Below are 18,713 nucleotides of genomic sequence, written 5' to 3'. Positions count from 1 at the left end.
CGATGGATAGGGTCCCGAACTAATGGCAGCAGGACGAGAGCGGCGAGCGGAAGCCGATACGTTCACGGCCCGGTTGAAGAAGCAGGTACACCGGGTCCGCACCGGGCTGCGCAGATCCGCCGTCGACTACTTCCGCGGCGACGGATCCGACTGGGTCGCGCTCGCGGGTCTCCTGATGACCATTCCCGTGATCGCCTTCGTCACACTCATGAACTCGGTCTGGTGCTCGCCGGCGATGCTCGTCCTGCCGATCGTCGCGGGCGGGCTGCTGCTGCGGCCGTCGAGTCTGCTCGGACTGTACGCCGCGGCCGCCACCGCGCTGATCGTGGAGTCCGTGAAACTCGGCCCCTACACCGAGGGCGCTTCCCGGGTGACACCGGGCATCGTGCTGGTCGTGGCCGCGTGCGGGTTCTTCGGGCTGCTGATCGCCCAGTTCCGCAGCCGGGTCGGAGTGCCGTGGCGCCGCGGCGGCACGATGCTGTTCGACCTGCGCGAGCGGATCCGGGTGCAGAGCAAACTGCCGAAGCTGCCGATGGGCTGGCACCGGGAGATGGCGCTGCGGCCGGCCGGCGGCCAGTCGTTCTCCGGTGACTTCGTTGTCGCGGCCCGCACGAACGGCGGGCGCACCCTTGAGGTGGTCCTCACCGACGTCTCCGGCAAGGGGATGGACGCGGGGTCGCGAGCGCTGCTCCTCTCCGGCGCGTTCGGGGGCCTGCTGGGCTCCCTGCCGCCGCACGCCTTCCTGCCCGCCGCGAACGGGTACCTGCTGCGGCAGGACTGGGACGAGGGGTTCGCCACGTCGATCCACCTCGTGCTGGACCTGGACTCGGGGGACTACGAGCTCTTCACCGCGGGACATCCGCCGGGCCTCCAGCTCAGCGCGGGCAACGGACGCTGGGAGGAGAAGACCGCGGAGGGACCGCTGCTGGGGGTGTACGACGGTGCGCAGTTCGACCCGGTCAAGGGATCACTGCGCCCCGGCGACGTTCTGATGCTGTTCACGGACGGGCTGGTGGAGACCTCCGACCGGGACATCGTCGAGGGCATAGACCGGCTGACCGGGGAGGCCGACCGGTATGTGGCCGGCGGCTTCCACGGTGCGGCCTGGCACCTGATCGAGGCGGTCGCGAAGGACGTGAACGACGACCGGGCGCTGCTGCTGATCTGCCGCGAGGGCGCCACGACCGGGCCCGCCACGCTGTGAGTTCCACTCGGGTGCCAGCTGCCTGATGCCGGCTGCCTGACCGGGTGCCGGGTGCGGGCCGGTGGGGGCTGGTCGCGCAGTTCCCCGCGCCCCTGAAGGCCCCCGTCAGCCGATCTGCGCCGGCTCCCGCACCTGCGGGTCCGCCCGCCCCTTCCCGCCAGGCAACACCCGGGCCAGCCACTCCGACCGCCCCGCCGCCAGCGGACCCAGAACGGCCAGCACCAGCACGTACCCCGCGATGAAGGGCGACAGCCGTTCGTCGAGCCCCGCCGCCGCGGCCATCGTGGCGAGGATGAGCGCGAACTCGCCGCGAGCGAGAAGTGTGGTGGAGATGTTGGCGGCAGGCCCGGCCCCGAAGCCGTAGATACGGGCCGCACCCACCCCCGCGAGCACGTTCATGACCAGCGTCACGGCCACCGCCGCCAGGACCGGCCACAGGACCGTCGCGAGGTCGCCCGGGTCGATGGAGAGACCGAAGGCGAAGAAGAACATCGCGCCGAAGGCGTCCCGAAGAGGGTGGACCAGCTTGCGTATGCGCTCGCCGGAGGTCGTGCTGCCGAGCATCAGGCCGACCATGAACGCGCCGATCGCGTCCGCGACCCCGAACCACTCCGAGACCCCCGCCACGAACACGGCCGCGCCCAGGAAGGAGATGACCAGCAGTTCGTCGTCCTTGGTGTCGAAGAGGCGTCCCACGATCCGCGTGCCGAAGCGGGCGGCGAGCGCCAGCAGCAGGAGGAAGGCGAAGGCCTTGCCACCGTCCAGGACCGCCGCGCCGAGGGAGTCGGCGCCGGACAGGATCGGTTGGAGGGCCGCCAGGTAGAGGGCGAGGAAGATGTCCTCCACGACGATGATGCCGAGGATCGGCTTGGTCTCGGGGTTGCCGAGCCGTCCTGTGTCGACCAGCACCTTCGTGACGATCGCCGACGAGGAGATGCCGAGCACTCCGGCGAGCACCAGCGCCTCGGATGTACCCCAGCCGAGGGCGAATCCGAAGCCCAGGCCCGCTCCGACGTTCAGGGCGAGATAGGTCCCTCCGGAGAGTGCCATGCGGCGCCCGCCCGCCTTGAGGTCGTCCATGTGGAACTCGAGGCCGAGGTAGAAGAGCAGCAGCACCAGGCCGAGCGCGGAGAGCATCTCCATCTCGTGCGGGTCCGAGACGAGGACGAAACCGGGCGTGTGGGGGCCGAGCAGTATCCCGGCCAGGATGAAGAGGGGGATGGTGGGGAGCCCGATCCGGGCACCCGCGCGGGCGAGAACGGCGGCGGCCAGAAAGGCACCGCCCATGGCGATCAGGAGCTCTGCGTGTCCGATGGGCCCGTTCCTTCTTGGTCGAGTGGGGGCGGTGAGCGGGGCGAGTGTTGCGAGCGATATAAGGAGGTCAAGGGAGGGTCAAGGAAGCGTCAGTAGTTAGTTTACCAAATGATTAAGGAGTGACAGTTGGGTGGGGTTTTCCCCACCTGGGCCCGGCGGCCGTCCTCATGGCCCGGGTGGTCCCGGATCCGTAGCTTCGAGACATCGGCAGCGACCGCTGCGACGAGCGGCACGACGGATGACGGAAGGCGGACCCGGCCATGGGGCTGCGCAGGAAGCGGTACGAGGACGGGAACGCCGTACACGACCCGACCGGCCCGGCGGGCGACTGGGCCGTCGAACTCCGGGGCGTGCGGCGCCAGTACGGGCGTGGCTCCTCGGCGGTGCACGCCCTGCGTGGCATCGATCTCGCCCTGCCGCGCGGCAGCTTCACCGCCGTCATGGGGCCCTCCGGCTCGGGCAAGTCCACGTTCCTGCAGTGCGCGGCCGGTCTCGACCGGCCGAACGGCGGCACGGTCCGGCTCGGCGGCACCGAGATCACGGGCATGAGCGAGAACAAGCTGACGGCGCTGAGGCGTTCCCGCCTGGGATTCGTCTTCCAGGCGTTCAACCTGTTGCCGTCCCTGACCGTCGAGCAGAACATCGTGCTGCCGATGCGCCTCGCGGGCCACCGGCCCGACCGGCGACGGGCGGCCGACATCCTGCGTCAGGTCGGCCTCGACGGCCTCGGACGGCGACGCCCCGGCCAGCTCTCCGGCGGCCAGCAGCTGGGGGTCCCCCCAGGCCCTTAAGGCACTGGGGGAGGGTCGCCATCGCCCGCGCCCTCGTCACCCGGCCCGATGTCGTCTTCGCGGACGAACCCACCGGCGCGCTCGACACGACGACCGCGTCCGAGGTCCTCGGGCTCCTCAGGCAGGCCGTGGACGGGCTGGGGGCCACGGTCGTCATGGTCACCCACGACCCGACGGCCGCGGCCTGGGCCGACCGCGTGCTCTTCCTCGCCGACGGTTCGATCACCGACCGCCTCGAAGGCGCCTCGGCCGACCGGATCGCCGCCCGTATGACCGCCCTGACGGTCCCTTCGTACGCGGGAGCGGCAGTCACGGGAGCAGCAGTCACGGGAGCGGCAGCCTGATGTTCGTGCCCAACGGGCTCGCCCGCGCCGCCGTCCGCTTCAAGCCCGCCGCGTTCGTGGGCACGTTCGTCGCACTCGCCATGGCCGCGTTCATCGTCTCGGCCTGCGGCATCCTCCTGGAGACCGGCCTGCGCGCCTCGGTCCCGCCCGTCCGCTATGCCCAGGCCCCTGTGATCGCCGCCGCCGACCAGCGCGCCCACCTCGTCACCGGGCACGGCGAGGACCGCGAGGACGACCCCGTGCCGGTCACGGACCGGGCCCGCCTCGACGACTCGCTGGTCGCGAAGGCGGGCTCGGTGCCGGGTGCGCGGGCGGCGGTGCCGGACGTGACCTTCCCCCTCCGGACGCGTACGGGTGAGCGGGTCACCGCGCACGGCTGGGGCTCCACCGCCTTCACGGGCGAACGGCTGACGGCGGGACACGCTCCCCGCGAGGGCGAAGTCGTCCTCGCCGAGGGCAGGATCGGCGACCGCACCGAGGGCAAGGTGGGCGCCCGCGTCACCCTCACGACCGCCGACGGCCCCCGCACTTTCCGCGTCGCCGGCCTGACGAAGGCGTGGACGGCGGGGGAGACGGGGAATGCGGAGGAGGCGGCGGAGCCCACGGCTTGGTTCGCCGACACCGAAGCCGTTCGCATCTCCGGGCACCCCGGCCGCATCGACGCCATCGCCGTCCTCCCGAAGGACGGAACACCCGCCGCGACCCTCAAGTCCCAGGTGGCGCACGCCCTCGGGAACCGCGCCGAGGTGCACACCGGCGACGACCGCGGGGCCGTGGAGGACTCCTCCCTCGCCGAGGCCAAGGAGATGCTCATCGCACTCGGCGGCTCCTTCGGCGGCATCGCCGCGACGGTCGCCGTCTTCACGGCCATGGGCACCGTCGCCCTGTCGGTGGCCCAGCGCGCCCGCGAGTTCGCCCTGCTGCGTGCCATCGGTACGACCCCGCGCCAGATCCGCCGCTCCGTCGCCACCGAGACCCTGCTCGTCGCACCCCTCGCGGGCCTGGCCGGCTGCCTGCCCGGAATCGCCCTGGCCAAGTGGTGGTTCGGGCAGCTCAGGGACAAGGGCGCCGTCCCGGAGGCCGTCGGCCTGTCCGTCTCGTACATCCCGCTGCTCGCGGCCATCGGCACGGTACTGGTGGCCGCGCTGGTCGCGGGATACGCGGCCGCCCGCCGCCCGGCCAGGACCAAGCCGGGGCAGGCGCTCGTCGAGGCCTCCGTGGAGCGGCTGCGCCCGGGCTGGATCCGCACCCCGCTGGGGATCGCGGCGGCCGTCGGGGGCCTTGTCTGCGCGGGGTTCGCCGCCTCACTGACCGGCGAGGACGCCGCCAACGCGGCGCTGGGCATCGTGATGCTGTTCATGCTTGCGGTGGCACTGCTGGGGCCGCTCGTCGCACGTGCCTGCGCCGCCCTGTTCGGGCTTCCGCTGCGCGGAGCGGGCGCGTCCGCCTCACTCGCCGCCGCCAACGCCCGTACGAACGCCCGTCGGATGGCCTCCGCGATCACCCCGATCGTCCTCGCGACGGCCTTCTCGTCCGTCCTCGTCTTCATGCACGCCAGTGAGGAGCGGGCCACCCAGGAGCAGCAACGGGACGGCATCGTGGCCGACCACATCGTGACGTCCGACGCGGGCCTCGCCCCGGGCGCCGTACGGGAGGCCGCCCGCGTCCCCGAAGTCACCGCGGCCGTCGGCCTGTTGAAGACCGAGGTCCTCTTCCGGGGGAACGGGATGCTCGACTCGGCCTCCGCGCAGGGGGTCACGGGCTCGCCTCGCGACCTGGCCCGCGTGCAGGACCTGAAGGTCGAGAAGGGCGCCCTGTCGCTGGAACGGGGCGAGGTCGCGGTCGACGCCGCACTGGCCAGGAGCGCCGGCGCCGGCGTGGGCGACCGTATCGAGCTGCGCCTGCCCGACGGTACGAAGACGTCGCCGCGCGTCGTGGCCACGTACGGGAGGGGCATGGGGCTGTCCCAGGTCACCATGGGCCGGGCCGGCCTGGCGGCCCGCGTCACCTCCGCCTTCACCACCGAGGTGTGGACACGCGGCGGGAGCGCCGCCGACCTGGCGAAGGTGGGCACGGTCCTGGACCGCGGCGACTACGTCACCGCCCGGTCGCGCGACCTCGAACTGAACGAGTGGGCGAACACCGTCATGGCGGCCGTCCTCGGCGGCTTCGCGGCCGTCGCCGCCGCCAACACCCTGGTGATGACGGTGCTCGACCGCCGCCGCGAACTGGACACACTGCGGCTCATCGGCTCCACCCGCCGCCAGGTCATGCGCATGATCCGCTGGGAGGCGCTGCTCGTCGCACTGGCCGGGATCGCCCTCGGCACGGCCATCGCGCTCGCCACCCTCGTCCCGATGATGAAGGGTCTGACGGGCCAGGCACCGTACATCCCCCCGCTGGTGTACGGCTCGTTCGCGGCGGGCATCCTGGTCCTCGGACTGACGGCGGTGACCGTGCCGGCCAGGGCGGCGCTACCGAACACTTGCCCAGTGCTCCACCCTTCAGGGTGGAGTGGAGGTGAAGGGCATCCTGCCCATAGCGGCCCGGAGGGTCGCAGCGGCATGGCTAGAATGGCCTTGCCGGACAACGGAGTTGTCCGGCCTACCGCCGGACGGGCGGGAAGTCAGGCCTGCGGAGGCCCTGTAAGACCGACCCTCACCGGTCGGCAGAGGCCCGTGAAACAGGAACCCGTGGTGGTACTGCGTAGCAGTACGGACCGGAATCGCCTGCCCTCGGGCAGGCGAGGGCGTCAAGGGGCACACTCGACGCATGACCGACAACGAGCGCCGAACGCCTGGGCCCTCCTCCCCGACTCCGACTCTGTCGCTCACAGAGGTCGAGGCCCTGGCGCGCAGCGCGCACGCCGCCCAGAGGGACAAGGCGGGCCGCCCGTACGCCGAGCATCTGCGGGCGGTGGCCGACGGGGTGCGGGCCCGCGGCGGCGACGAGGAGCAGATCGCCGCCGCCTGGCTGCACGACTCCGTCGAGGACGACGCACTCTCCGAGGGCTGGCTGCGCGAAGCCGCACTGTCGGCCCGTACGAAGGCCATCGTGCTGGCGGTCACCAAGCGGCCGGGCGAGTCCCCGGAGACGTACGCCGGACGCATCCTGGCCGTTCCCGGAGCCCTCCTGGTGAAGGAGTCCGACCTGTCCCACAACGCGAACCCGACACGGCTCGCGGCCCTCGACGAACCAACGAGGGCCCGCCTGACCCAGAAGTACGCGACGATGCGCGAACTCCTGGGCCTACCGCAGCCCTGAGCGCTCCTAAGGGGCGCGGGGAACTGCGCGACAAGCCCCCACCGGACCGGCAGGCAGGCACATACGCATACCGCAAGCCCGCAGGGCCTTTAGCCGGGCCAAGCCCTCAGGGCTTGGCCCGCTCGCGGGCGAGCTCCGTGGCGTCCCGCTTGAACGCCCACTCCATCTTCGGCTCCATCGCGAAGCGGAACATACGCTGCACGAGCGGGGTGCACAGGGCGGTGATGACGGCCGCGGCGATGACGGAGACCAGGACCGAGCCGACCGGACTGTTCAGCCAGGCGTAGTCGTCGTACCAGCCCCAGAAACGGGAGCCCTTGGCCAGGAAGCCGTGCAGCAGGTAGCCGTACAGCGTGCCCGCGCCGAGCACCGTGAACCACATCCTGCGGCGTGGCACCCACGCGAAGAAGCACGACGTGAGCACCATCGAACAGCCGAACATGGCGAGCGTCATCACAACACCGGCCCACCAGGGCGCACCCAGTTCCTGGGCGCTGTCGCGATGGTAGAACCAGGCCGAACTCATGCGCGGCCCCGCCCAGTACGCGAAGGCCAGAGTGACCGCGAGGACCGGCACCGACAGGACCCGGACCTCCTGGCGCCGCATCAGCTGGAAGTGCTCGGGCTTCATGCACAGGCCCACGACGAAGAACGGCAGGAACTGCAGGACGCGCTGTAGGTCCAGGTCGTCGCCGATGTCGGGGGAGACGGAGGCGAGGACGGCGATGGCGAGCGCGAGCGGCACGGGCCAGCGCACGACCTTCCACAGCGGGACGGTCATCCGCCACACGAACAGCGCGACCAGGAACCAGGTGAGGTACCAGGGGTCCAGCAGGCTGATCGGGTGGCTCGGGTCGTCGTCGGCCCACTTCTTGAAGAAGGAGTACGCCACCTCGAAGAGGACGTACGGCACCGCGACACCCGTGATCAGCCGCCGCAGCCGGTCGGGGCGCATGTCGAAACTGCGGGAGAAGTAACCGGAGATGAGGATGAAGGCCGGCATGTGGAAGCTGTAGACGACCATGTAGAGCGCCTCGGCGGCGCGGCTGTGGTCGGTCAGCGGTTCCCAGGCATGGCCCATGGCGACGAACACGATCGCCAGGTACTTGGCGTTGTCGAAGAACGCGTCGCGCTGCTTGACAGGTTTGGCGTCCGGCCCGGCGGTGGCGGTGCCCGCCTGCGGAGCCTCGGGTGGTCGCGGACTCGGTACTCCCGGTGCCGATGCCGGTGACCGGGCCGGCGGGAGCGGAGCCTTCTGTTGGCCGTGCGGACGGAGCGAGTTCGTCACAGACCCACCCACCAGGAGCTGGGGGAGACGATCCGCGACCTCGCTGCACATGCGGGGGACGAGGCAGCGTAGGACATCTGAAACACCCTAGCGTTGTCTGTGGGATTCCGTAAAACCCCTGAGGCGAGTCCTGCTTATGGTTCTGCGGGTACCCAGTATTCGGGGAAGTTGACATGGCAACGACTATGGCGCTCGCCACATCACGTACGGGTGGTGCGTCCAGGTTTGTCACGACTAAACGCCGCATAACGTTCGCGGGCGACTCTGGTGAAATGTCCGGTTGAGTCAGCTTTAGTGATCTGTTAATAACCCCCGTGTCGGGCCGATGGGTGTGCCTGTGCCGACAATTCGAATTACCTGCGAACAAGTTGTGTGGACAGATGTGTGGGCATGGAAACGATCGTTCTTGATTTCCCAGGGGCGGGTGACTCGAATTGCCGTGCGTCGTCCGGCCGTTCGCGTCGGTGACCGATGGATACCTCACCCGCCGCATACGGGGGGCCTGTTGGTGGCACGATGGTTCTGGCGGGGGTGTGCGGGGCTGCACCTCCGGGCCGGGAGAGCGGACCGACCGTAGGGTGTGATCAGTTGTGGCCATTTCGCTGTCAGTGGTGCTGCTGTTGGCGATCGTCCTGGTGGTGTTGATCCGGGGTGGATCGATCAAGGCGGGGCCGGCGGTTGTCGCTGTGCTCTTCGGGTTCTTCCTTGCCTCCACGGGCATGGCGGACGACATTCAGCGCTTCCTCAACTCGGTAGCGGAGACCATCAACTCGATCCAGTTCTGAGCGGGCCCAGAGGCCCGGCGAACCGTGGGCGCGCGGCGGAGGAGCGGATGTGAACCCGAAGACCGACCGGCGGCTGCGCGAGAGCTGGGAGAGTCCGGTCGGGACCCTCCGGTGGGACCGCCTCGGACCGGTGGACGGCCCGCCGGCCGTGCTGCTGCACGGCACCCCGTTCTCTTCCTGCGTGTGGCACGAGATCGCCCCGGCGCCGGCCGCCGAGGGCTACCGGGTCCACGTCTGGGGCATGCCCGGCTACGGCAGCTCGGGAAAGGGCGAAGGCCAGGACGTCTCACCGAGGGCGCAGGACGAGGCGTTCGCCGGGCAGGCGGCGTTCTACCGCCAGATCGCCTAGATCGCCCCAGGCCGACCAGCGCCACACGGACGAGATCCAGGGCCTGTACCCCGCACGATGGACCTGCCCGTCACCGTCTGCTGGGGCGCGGAGGACAGCTGGATCCCGCCCGCCAAGGGCGAGGAACTGGTCGCGTTGATCCCCGGAGCCCGTCTGCGCGTGATCCCGGCCGCCGGCTACCCGGCCGCCGACCACCTCGTCCCCCTGGACGCCCCGGCCCGGCTGCTCGCCGCCCTGCTCACGTTCCTCCGCGACTGACCCGCCCGCACGGAACGAGTCAGGGCCAGACCGGAGGAGTAAACCTCTGGCCTGGCCCTGAACTGTCGAGAGCGGGCGACGGGAATCGAACCCGCGTAGCTAGTTTGGAAGACTAGGGCTCTACCATTGAGCTACGCCCGCACAGAGCGCGCCGCAGGTCAGTGACGCGCGGCACAGGAGCATCGTAGCGGGTCGCACCCCGTCGCCGCACACCGCGGTCCGGCGGGGGAGGACGCCACGGGAAATGCGGGCGTCGCACGGTCCCCGGGCATGTACCCTACGTGTCGCACCAGACGGGGTGTGGCGCAGCTTGGTAGCGCGTCCGCTTTGGGAGCGGAAGGCCGTGGGTTCAAATCCCGCCACCCCGACCACCGTGCCGGATCACCGCGCCGGACCATCTGCCGGACCATCGGCATGATCGCCTTTTGGGGCGTGTACCGCCTGCGGCTACTATGCAGACTGCGCGCCCGTGTGTCTGCGTTTGTTACGTCCCTCAAGGGCCGCCAATCCGCTGAGGCTCCGCCGTATCCGGCGGAGAACGTCAGCAGAACCCCGAAGAAGTCAGCCCCCAAGGAGACCCAACCGTGAAGAGCGCCGTGGAGACCCTGAACCCGACCCGGGTTCGGCTCAGCATCGAGGTGCCCTTCGAGGAGCTCAAGGACAGCCTCGACGCGGCGTACAAGAAGATCAACCAGCAGGTCACGGTGAAGGGGTTCCGGAAGGGCAAGATTCCGGCCCGTGTCATCGACCAGCGGTTCGGCCGTGGTGCGGTTCTGGAGGAAGCGGTCAACGACGCGCTTCCGAAGTTCTACACCGACGCGGTCAACGAGGCCGAGCTGAACGTCCTCGGCCAGCCCGAGGTCGACATCACGGAGCTGAAGGACGGCGACACGCTGAACTTCACCGCCGAGGTCGACGTCCGCCCGACCATCGAGATCCCGGACTACTCCGGCATCGAGGTCGAGGTCGACGCCGTCGAGGTCGGCGAGGAGGACATCGACAAGGCCGTCGAGGAGCTGCGTGAGCGCTTCGCGTCGACCGCCCCCGTCGAGCGTGCCGCCGAGGAGGGTGACGTCGTCACCCTCGACCTGGAGGCCAAGGTCGACGGCGAGGTCCTGGAGGACGGCGTCGCGAGCGGCGTCTCCTACACCATCGGCTCCGGTGAGCTGCTGGACGGCATCGACGACGCCGTGAAGGGCCTGGAGGCCGGTGGCGAGGCCACCTTCGCCTCCGAGCTCAAGGGCGGCTCGGCGGCCGGCAAGGAGTCCGAGGTCACCGTCAAGGTCAGCCAGGTCGCCAAGCGCGAGCTGCCCGAGCTGGACGACGACTTCGCGCAGCTCGCGTCGGAGTTCGACACCCTCGACGAGCTCCGCGCCGACAGCCGCAAGCGCCTTGAGAACATGAAGCAGTACGACCAGGCCACGCAGGCCCAGGAGCGAGTCCTGGAGAAGCTGCTGGAGCTCGTCGAGGTGCCCGTTCCCGAGAAGCTCCTCGAGGACGAGATCAACACCCGCAAGCACAACCTGGAGCACCACCAGCTCGGCCAGATGGGCCTCGACCTCGAGAAGTACCTCGAGATCCAGGGCAAGACGGCCGAGGAGTTCGACGCCGAGAACAAGGAAGCCGCGGTCAAGGGCATCAAGACGCAGTTCGTCCTGGACGAGCTCGTCAACAAGGAGAAGCTGAACGTCAGCCAGGAGGAGCTCACCGAGCACCTCATGCGGCGTGCCGCCTCCTCCAACATGTCCCCCGACCAGTTCGCCCAGCAGGTCGTCGAAGGCGGCCAGGTTCCGATGCTGGTCGGCGAGGTCGCCCGCGGCAAGGCTCTTGCCGTGGTCGTCGAGGCCGCCACCGTCAAGGACACGAACGGCGAGGTCGTGGACCTGGACGACGAGGACGAGGACGAGGCCTCCGCGGAGACCTCTGCCGAGGACTCGACCGAGGAAGCGGCTGAGGAGGCCCCCGAGGCCACCGACGCTCCCGAGGCCTCCTCGGAGAAGTCCGAGGCCTGAATCCGCCTCTGCAGTACGCCCTACGGGCCCCCAGGAATTGTCCTGGGGGCCCGTAGGGCCTTCCAGGGGCGCGGGGAATGGCGCGGGCGACCCACGACAAGCCGCACCCGCCGACGCACCGCCGGAGGCAGACGCGCCTGCGGCCCGGCGGTGGCCGAGCGCGCGGTTCCCCGCGCCCCTGGAGGGGGCTGGGCCCGGCGAATTCCCTGCTGGGCCCCGCGGAGCGCATGCGCTCACAGCGAACAGTTCCTTCTCCGGGATTCCCCGGAGGGACCCGCGCGTTAGGGTCCATGAGTACGAGGGCAGGGGAGTCCCCGGAGCCGTCCGACACGGCGCGCACACGGGGTCCCACGCCCCCAGCAGAAGACGTGTAGACGGCCCGGCGCCGTCGTAAGACGAGCAGGTGGATACGTGACGAATCTGATGCCCACAGCCGCCGGCGACCCCATCGGTGGTGGCCTCGGCGACCAGGTCTACAACCGGCTGCTCGGCGAGCGGATCATCTTCCTCGGCCAGGCGGTCGACGACGACATCGCCAACAAGATCACCGCGCAGTTGCTGCTCCTTGCCTCCGACCCGGAGAAGGACATCTACCTCTACATCAACAGCCCCGGCGGCTCCATCACCGCGGGCATGGCGATCTACGACACGATGCAGTACATCAAGAACGACGTCGTGACGATCGCGATGGGCATGGCGGCCTCCATGGGCCAGTTCCTGCTGAGCGCGGGCACTCCGGGCAAGCGCTTCGCGCTGCCGAACGCGGAGATCCTGATCCACCAGCCCTCGGCCGGCCTCGCCGGTTCCGCGTCGGACATCAAGATCCACGCCGAGCGGCTGCTGCACACCAAGAAGCGGATGGCGGAGCTGACCTCCTTCCACACCGGCCAGACCGTGGACCAGGTCACCCGCGACTCGGACCGTGACCGCTGGTTCGACCCGATCGAGGCCAAGGCGTACGGCCTCATCGACGACATCATGCCCACCGCTGCCGCAATGCCGGGCGGCGGCGGCACCGGGGCGGCGTAGGGCGGCCGGCGCCGACCCGGGCGTCGGCGCAGGCCGGCACCCACCCCTCCCCCGCCCAGCCGACCGCCTCAGCCCTTATCAGGCTCTTCAGGAGACACAGTGAACGACTTCCCCGGGAGCGGGATCCACACCCGCGCGCAGGCCGAGTACACGGGTCCCAGCGCGGAGTCCCGCTACGTCATCCCGCGCTTCGTCGAGCGCACCTCGCAGGGCGTGCGTGAGTACGACCCGTACGCGAAGCTGTTCGAGGAGCGCGTGATCTTCCTCGGCGTGCAGATCGACGACGCCTCCGCCAACGACGTCATGGCGCAGCTGCTGTGCCTGGAGTCGATGGACCCCGACCGTGACATCTCGATCTACATCAACAGCCCCGGCGGCTCCTTCACGTCCCTCACTGCGATCTACGACACGATGCAGTTCGTGAAGCCCGACATCCAGACTGTTTGCATGGGTCAGGCCGCCTCGGCCGCCGCGATCCTGCTGGCGGCCGGTACGCCGGGCAAGCGCATGGCACTTCCGAACGCGCGCGTGCTGATCCACCAGCCCTACAGCGAGACCGGCCGCGGCCAGGTTTCGGACCTCGAGATCGCGGCCAACGAGATCCTCCGGATGCGCGGTCAGCTGGAAGACATGCTGGCCAAGCACTCGACGACGCCCATCGAGAAGATCCGCGAGGACATCGAACGCGACAAGATCCTCACGGCCGAGGACGCCTTGGCGTACGGTCTGGTCGACCAGATCATCTCGACCCGGAAGATGAACAACGCCTCGGTCGCGTGACGCGTCGCTGTATCGTCTGCCGCTCCTTGGCGCGGTTCACGACAAAGTGAACCGCGCCAAGGGGGGCCCGAACGAGGGGCTCGGCAAGGTACCGTCGGACATAAGGCAGCACCAGGAGCCGCTGGACCTAGGCGTCTCCCAGGCGAAGGGGAAGCACACCGTGGCACGCATCGGTGACGGCGGCGATCTGCTCAAGTGCTCGTTCTGTGGCAAGAGCCAGAAGCAGGTCAAAAAGCTCATCGCAGGCCCTGGTGTGTACATCTGCGACGAGTGCATCGATCTCTGCAACGAGATCATCGAGGAAGAGCTCGCGGAGACGAGCGAGGTGCGCTGGGAGGAACTTCCCAAGCCTCGCGAGATCTACGAGTTCCTCGAGGGATACGTCGTAGGCCAGGAGCCGGCCAAGAAGGCCCTCTCGGTCGCGGTGTACAACCACTACAAGCGGGTCCAGGCCGGCGAGAACAGCGCGGGTCAGAACCGCGAGGACGCCATCGAGTTGGCGAAGTCCAACATCCTGCTGCTCGGCCCCACAGGCTCGGGCAAGACGCTGCTGGCGCAGACACTGGCCCGCATGCTGAACGTCCCGTTCGCCATCGCGGACGCGACGGCACTGACGGAGGCGGGATACGTCGGCGAGGACGTCGAGAACATTCTGCTGAAGCTGATCCAGGCAGCGGACTACGACGTCAAGAAGGCCGAGACCGGCATCATCTACATCGACGAGATCGACAAGGTGGCTCGTAAGAGCGAAAACCCGTCGATCACGCGTGACGTGTCGGGCGAGGGTGTCCAGCAGGCCCTGTTGAAGATTCTGGAGGGCACCACGGCCTCCGTGCCTCCGCAGGGCGGACGCAAGCACCCCCACCAGGAGTTCATCCAGATCGACACGACGAACGTCCTGTTCATCGTGGGCGGTGCCTTCGCGGGCCTGGAGAAGCTCGTCGAGTCCCGAGCGGGTGCCAAGGGCATCGGCTTCGGCGCGACGATCCGCTCGAAGAAGGAACTTGAGGCGAAGGACCGCTTCGAGGACGTCATGCCCGAGGACCTGGTGAAGTTCGGCATGATCCCCGAGTTCATCGGCCGTCTCCCGGTCATCACGTCGGTCCACAACCTCGACCGCGAGGCCCTCCTCCAGATCCTGGTGGAGCCGCGCAACGCGCTGGTGAAACAGTACGAGCGCCTCTTCGAACTGGACGGCGTGGAGCTGGAGTTCGAGCGCGAGGCCCTTGAGGCCATCGCCGACCAGGCGATCCTCCGCCAGACCGGCGCGCGCGGCCTGCGCGCCATCATGGAAGAGGTCCTGCAGGCGGTGATGTACGAGGTCCCGTCCCGCAAGGACGTGGCCCGTGTCGTCATCACCTCGGAGGTCGTCCGTTCGAACGTGAACCCGACCCTGATCCCGCGCGACGCGCGGGGCCGCGGCCCGGGGGAGCAGAAGACCGCCTGAGCGGCAAGCAGACGAGTAAGGGGCGCCCGGCTGGAACTTGCCGGGCGCCCCTTACGGCGCCCGACCGTGGGAGCCATCGAGGGCAGTCAGTTCCGCATATGCGGATGCTGCGGCCCCGGAGTGGAGGCTCGGTCAGTATCCGGATGTCGTTCGTCTTCGATCCCGTCTGGCGCGGGGTGTTCCTGGTAGCTGGGAACAAGGCGAGCGGGCGGCAGTGGGGAGCGTGGTGTCCGAAGGCGATCAAGCAGGCTGACGCCAGGTACGCCGCGTACCTTGAAGCTCGGCAGCATGAATGACGTGACCGCCGAGATCACTCCGGAGAAGCGTGCCCGCATCGACGAGATCAAGCGGGAGATGGTCGACGCGGAGCGGGGTTACGAACTCGCCCCTCTGTACAAGGCTCAGAGGATGACGCAGGTCCAGGTCGCCAAGGCGATGGGCGTGACGCAGGGGCGTATCAGCCAGATTGAGCGCGGGGGTGTCCAGTTAGATACCTCGACGATGGCTGTGTACCTTCAGGCCATCGGTGGGGAGCTGACGATACTGGCCACGGTGGGGAATGTGTCCGTAAGGTTTTGACCGGACTCGGCGATGTCATGCCGTCCGGTCGGCGGCGCAGGCTGGACCGCGGGCTGTTCGTAGTCGCGTTCGACAGAGAGGGGTTTGCTGCTTGACCGGCGTCAAAGGCCTCTCTCTTGTTCGCGACGGCATCCGGGAAGACGCTGCTTGTCTTGGCTCCCGTTCAGCCCGGGCATCAATGTGGGGCCGCCGCACGGCAGGGGCGCCTGCAGGGAAGGCGGCGTGACCGGCTCTCGTACGCCAAGGAGGGCACCCAGCGATCTTCGTCGGGCGCCCTCCTTGTGTGCTTTCACGTCATCCCTACATAGATCAAGCCAAGTTCACACTGGGCGCTGGCGTCATGGTCACCTCAAATGATCGTCTAGGTCAAGCAAGGGTTGACCACCTTGCGGCAGACCCGAAACGGGAGGTTCAGAGTATGAAGATGAAGCGCGCCGTGTTGGCGCTGTGTGTGACGGCAGCAGCTGGGGCCGTGCCACTGGTTGCGGCCTCGACGGCACACGCTGACCAGATCAACTGCGTTAACTACGTGGCGAGCCATGGCTACACCGCAGGCCCCAAGGTGAGAGCCGCCTGTAGCAACGGGGCCATCACCTCTGTGCCCGGGACGGTCGCTAACCCGCACTGCCTCACGAGGTTGGCGGCGATCAACGTTAGGCTGTCTGTCGCCAATCCGGCTTGCCTGCGTGCCTGAGTAGCGAGCGCGGGACACGAGAGAGGGGCGCCGGTGAGTTCTATCGGGCGCCCCTCCTGGTAGCTGGCGCTACTTCGCCACGCGGGCTTCCTTGCGGACATCGGCCGCAATCTGGGCCGATTCGTCCAACGTGTATGTCTTGGAGCCCGTGGTCGGTTCCACCACCCCCATGGTGCTGTAGTCGGCCCAGATGCACATGTGGGTGTTCTGGGTCTTCTCCGTGAGCTGGTTCTTGCTCTTTGCCTGCTGGCACTTCATCAGAGCCCCCGCAAAACCATCGGGCGAGACGGACTTGGGCTCGCCGATCAGCTCGATGTTATCGTCCGTCTCTGACTTCATCTGAGTGAAGGTGACGTCGAGTGCCTTCCCCGGATCCTTCACCTCGCCGTAGACGCCGAGAAGCGTGATGTTCTCGGCGGTTGCGGTCTTCGCTATGTCGGCGGGGTCAGTGGGATCGAGAGTCGTCAGGTCCATCGTCGAGTAAATGGCAGCGATCGACGTGGAGTTGGTAACCCCGGCCTTCGCAAGGTCCTTTGCGTCACTGGAACTCGCCTTCTTCTCTTGGGCGTTGCCCTGACGCCGGTACTTGTCGGACGAGAGCGCCGAGGGAGCCGTCAGCTTGTGCGGCCCGTCGTCCGCGATGTCCGAGGAACCGCTGCCGCCGCCCCCGCCGATGACGAAGTACGCGCCGACGGCGATCGCGGCCACGACCGCCACCGCGCCGACGATGAGGCCCGTCTTCTTCTTGCCCCCGCCGGGAGCCGGCGGCATCGGGGCGCCGTAGGGGGCGCCGGGGGGCTGCTGACCGTACGGCGGCTGCTGGCCGTAGCCGGGCTGCTGCTGAGGAGCCCCGGGAGGCGGCTGCTGGGGGTACCCGTAACCGGGCTGCTGCGGGGGAGCCTGCTGCGGGTAGCCGTAGCCGGGCTGGGGGGCCTGCGGCTGGCCGTAGGGACCCGGTTGACCGTACGGTCCGGGCTGCTGGGGCTGCCCGCCGTACGGGCCCGGCTGGTTGTAGCTCATCTGGATTCCTCCGCTGAAACCCCCGCCTTGGGCGAGGGGTGAACAAACTTCTGCGGGCAGGGCGGAATGACGGCGCCGCCGGAGCGGAGCGTCATCACTCGATCGCCGTGGGTGATAATTCACAAGCTGACGTGCTAGATTGTGAGGCATGGAGTCTCTCGCATGAAGCGGGCGTTCAAGTACCGCTTCTATCCGACCGATGCGCAGGCGGCGGAGCTGTCGCGCACGTTCGGATGCGTGCGGAAGGTTTACAACATGGCGCTGACCGCCCGTACCGAGGTGTGGGCGCTGCGGCAGGAGCGGGTCAACTACAACGCCACGTCGGCGATGCTGACGGCATGGAAGAAGACAGAGGAGCTGGCGTACCTCAACGAAGTGTCCTCGGTTCCGCTCCAGCAGGCGCTGCGGCACCTGCAGACGGCGTTCACGAACTTCTTCGGTAAGCGGTCCAGGTACCCGCGGTTCAAGTCGAAGAAGAAGTCGCGGAAATCGGCCGAGTACACCACCTCTGCGTTCCGTTTTCGGGACGGATACCTGACGCTGGCGAAGATGGCCGAACCTCTGGCGATCGTGTGGTCCCGTCCTTTGCCGGAGGGGGCGCAGCCTTCGACGGTGACTGTCTCGCAGGACGCGGCTGGGCGCTGGTTCGTGTCCCTGCTGTGCGAAGACCGCGGCGTCGGACAGCTCCCAGCGAATGGGACCGCCGTCGGGGTCGACGCCGGGCTCAACAACCTGCTGACCCTCTCCACCGGAGAGAAGGTCACCAATCCGAGGCATGAGCGGAAGGACCGTGCCCGGCTCGCCAAAGCTCAGCGGGAGCTGTCCCGTAAGGCCAAGGGTGACGGGGTCAATCGGGCCAAGGCCCGTCGTAAGGTGGCTCGCATCCACGCCCACATCGCCGACCGGCGTCGTGACCACCTGCACAAGCTGTCCACCCGGCTCGTTCGTGAAAACCAAACGATCGTGATCGAGGACCTGACTGTTCGGAACATGCTGAAGAACGGCAAACTCGCCCGCGCCATCAGCGATGCAGCGTGGAGCGAGTTTCGGAGCATGGTCGAGTACAAGGCCGCCTGGTACGGCCGCGAGGTGATCGCGGTGGATCGGTGGTTCCCTTCGTCCAAGCTGTGCTCCCGCTGCGGCACAGTGCGGGAGAAGATGCCGCTGAATGTCCGTACCTGGACGTGCGACAACTGTGGAACGGCCCACGATCGCGATGTAAACGCGGCACAGAACCTCAAGGCCGCCGGGCTGGCGGTGACGGCCTGTGGAGCCGGTGTAAGACCCCAACGGAGCACTCCGGGCGGGCAGTCGGCGGTGAAGCAGGAAACCCCAGGGCGCGAGCCATGGGACTCCCCCCTCCAAGAGGGGTGAGGAAGCCAATCTGGGTTCCCCTCCAGTCGGTCATCCTCAGGTCAGTAGTCAGTGCTGCAGAGAGACGAGGTGCTTATACGTTCCCGACATCCTGGCGCAGGCGTTGGGTGCGGGGCGCGCCGGAGGGCTCACCGTTACGAAAGAATCGTGTTTCGGGACACGGCCGTGACACCTCTAAACT

Annotated in this window: 12 protein-coding genes, 2 tRNA genes and 3 pseudogenes; 13 read left to right on the top strand and 4 right to left on the bottom strand. The window is 68.5% G+C overall.

Translation table 11 applies throughout. The features are described 5' to 3' along the window. Positions 1-22 precede the first annotated feature (22 nt). Positions 23-1,204, top strand: a complete 1,182-nt coding sequence (locus AB0D14_RS16320) for a PP2C family protein-serine/threonine phosphatase (RefSeq protein WP_362779163.1) — start codon at positions 23-25, stop codon at positions 1,202-1,204. A gap of 105 nt (positions 1,205-1,309) precedes the next feature. Here the strand turns inward: AB0D14_RS16320 and AB0D14_RS16315 are convergent, their stop codons facing one another. Continuing rightward, positions 1,310-2,491: a cation:proton antiporter gene (locus AB0D14_RS16315; RefSeq protein WP_362779161.1), complete on the bottom strand. Its 1,182-nt coding sequence runs from the start codon at positions 2,489-2,491 to the stop codon at positions 1,310-1,312. A gap of 287 nt (positions 2,492-2,778) precedes the next feature. On the opposite strand from AB0D14_RS16315, the pseudogene AB0D14_RS16310 reads away from it, so the two are divergent. The 3 genes and pseudogenes from AB0D14_RS16310 (at position 2,779) to AB0D14_RS16300 (ending at position 6,917) form a co-directional block, all read left to right on the top strand. Further along, positions 2,779-3,653 (top strand): annotated as a pseudogene (locus AB0D14_RS16310) (ABC transporter ATP-binding protein). Next, a pseudogene (locus tag AB0D14_RS16305) lies at positions 3,653-6,130 on the top strand (FtsX-like permease family protein); the annotation flags it as partial. The pseudogenes AB0D14_RS16310 and AB0D14_RS16305, both read left to right, overlap by 1 nt. 295 nt (positions 6,131-6,425) lie before the next feature. Then, positions 6,426-6,917 (top strand): HD domain-containing protein, encoded by a 492-nt coding sequence (locus tag AB0D14_RS16300; protein ID WP_362779340.1) that lies wholly within the window; start codon positions 6,426-6,428, stop codon positions 6,915-6,917. Positions 6,918-7,023: 106 nt separating this feature from the next. Here the strand turns inward: AB0D14_RS16300 and AB0D14_RS16295 are convergent, their stop codons facing one another. Beyond that, entirely contained in the window at positions 7,024-8,205 is a 1,182-nt protein-coding gene (locus AB0D14_RS16295; RefSeq protein ID WP_362779158.1) for an acyltransferase family protein, read from the bottom strand. A 590-nt stretch (positions 8,206-8,795) separates the two neighbouring features. Between AB0D14_RS16295 and AB0D14_RS16290 the strand changes: the two genes are divergently transcribed. Together AB0D14_RS16290 and AB0D14_RS16285 are read left to right on the top strand one after the other, a co-directional pair. After that, positions 8,796-8,990: a hypothetical protein gene (locus AB0D14_RS16290; RefSeq protein WP_362779156.1), complete on the top strand. Its 195-nt coding sequence runs from the start codon at positions 8,796-8,798 to the stop codon at positions 8,988-8,990. 73 nt (positions 8,991-9,063) lie between these two features. After that, positions 9,064-9,597, top strand: a pseudogene (locus AB0D14_RS16285) (alpha/beta fold hydrolase). Between the two features lie 70 nt (positions 9,598-9,667). Here AB0D14_RS16285 and AB0D14_RS16280 read toward each other — a convergent pair. Then, positions 9,668-9,738: transfer RNA gene (locus AB0D14_RS16280), tRNA-Gly, on the bottom strand. A gap of 153 nt (positions 9,739-9,891) precedes the next feature. Here AB0D14_RS16280 and AB0D14_RS16275 point away from each other — a divergent pair. From AB0D14_RS16275 to AB0D14_RS16250, 6 genes are all read left to right on the top strand, one after another. After that, a tRNA-Pro gene (locus AB0D14_RS16275) sits at positions 9,892-9,968 on the top strand. Positions 9,969-10,181: 213 nt separating this feature from the next. Then, positions 10,182-11,609, top strand: coding sequence for a trigger factor (gene tig / locus AB0D14_RS16270; protein ID WP_362779153.1), 1,428 nt, complete (start codon positions 10,182-10,184; stop codon positions 11,607-11,609). Positions 11,610-12,032: 423 nt separating this feature from the next. After that, positions 12,033-12,638, top strand: coding sequence for an ATP-dependent Clp protease proteolytic subunit (locus AB0D14_RS16265; RefSeq protein ID WP_362779337.1), 606 nt, complete (start codon positions 12,033-12,035; stop codon positions 12,636-12,638). A 99-nt stretch (positions 12,639-12,737) separates the two neighbouring features. Further along, positions 12,738-13,418, top strand: coding sequence for an ATP-dependent Clp protease proteolytic subunit (locus AB0D14_RS16260; RefSeq protein WP_362779150.1), 681 nt, complete (start codon positions 12,738-12,740; stop codon positions 13,416-13,418). Between the two features lie 160 nt (positions 13,419-13,578). Beyond that, on the top strand, positions 13,579-14,865 hold the full coding sequence (clpX, locus tag AB0D14_RS16255) for an ATP-dependent Clp protease ATP-binding subunit ClpX (protein ID WP_362779148.1): 1,287 nt from the start codon (positions 13,579-13,581) through the stop codon (positions 14,863-14,865). A gap of 288 nt (positions 14,866-15,153) precedes the next feature. Beyond that, entirely contained in the window at positions 15,154-15,444 is a 291-nt protein-coding gene (locus AB0D14_RS16250) for a helix-turn-helix transcriptional regulator (RefSeq protein ID WP_362779145.1), read from the top strand. Between the two features lie 763 nt (positions 15,445-16,207). Here the strand turns inward: AB0D14_RS16250 and AB0D14_RS16245 are convergent. Next, complete coding sequence (locus AB0D14_RS16245; protein WP_362779143.1) at positions 16,208-17,158, bottom strand: hypothetical protein; 951 nt, start codon at positions 17,156-17,158, stop codon at positions 16,208-16,210. 162 nt (positions 17,159-17,320) lie between these two features. Here AB0D14_RS16245 and AB0D14_RS16240 point away from each other — a divergent pair, with 162 nt between their 5' ends. After that, on the top strand, positions 17,321-18,532 hold the full coding sequence (locus AB0D14_RS16240; RefSeq protein ID WP_362779140.1) for an RNA-guided endonuclease TnpB family protein: 1,212 nt from the start codon (positions 17,321-17,323) through the stop codon (positions 18,530-18,532). Positions 18,533-18,713 lie beyond the last annotated feature (181 nt).

This window comes from Streptomyces sp. NPDC048484, from assembly GCF_040651415.1.
In the GTDB taxonomy this organism is placed as follows: domain Bacteria; phylum Actinomycetota; class Actinomycetes; order Streptomycetales; family Streptomycetaceae; genus Streptomyces.
The sequence above is the reverse complement of the archived record's forward strand: the minus strand, read 5'-3'. Positions and strand labels throughout refer to the sequence as shown.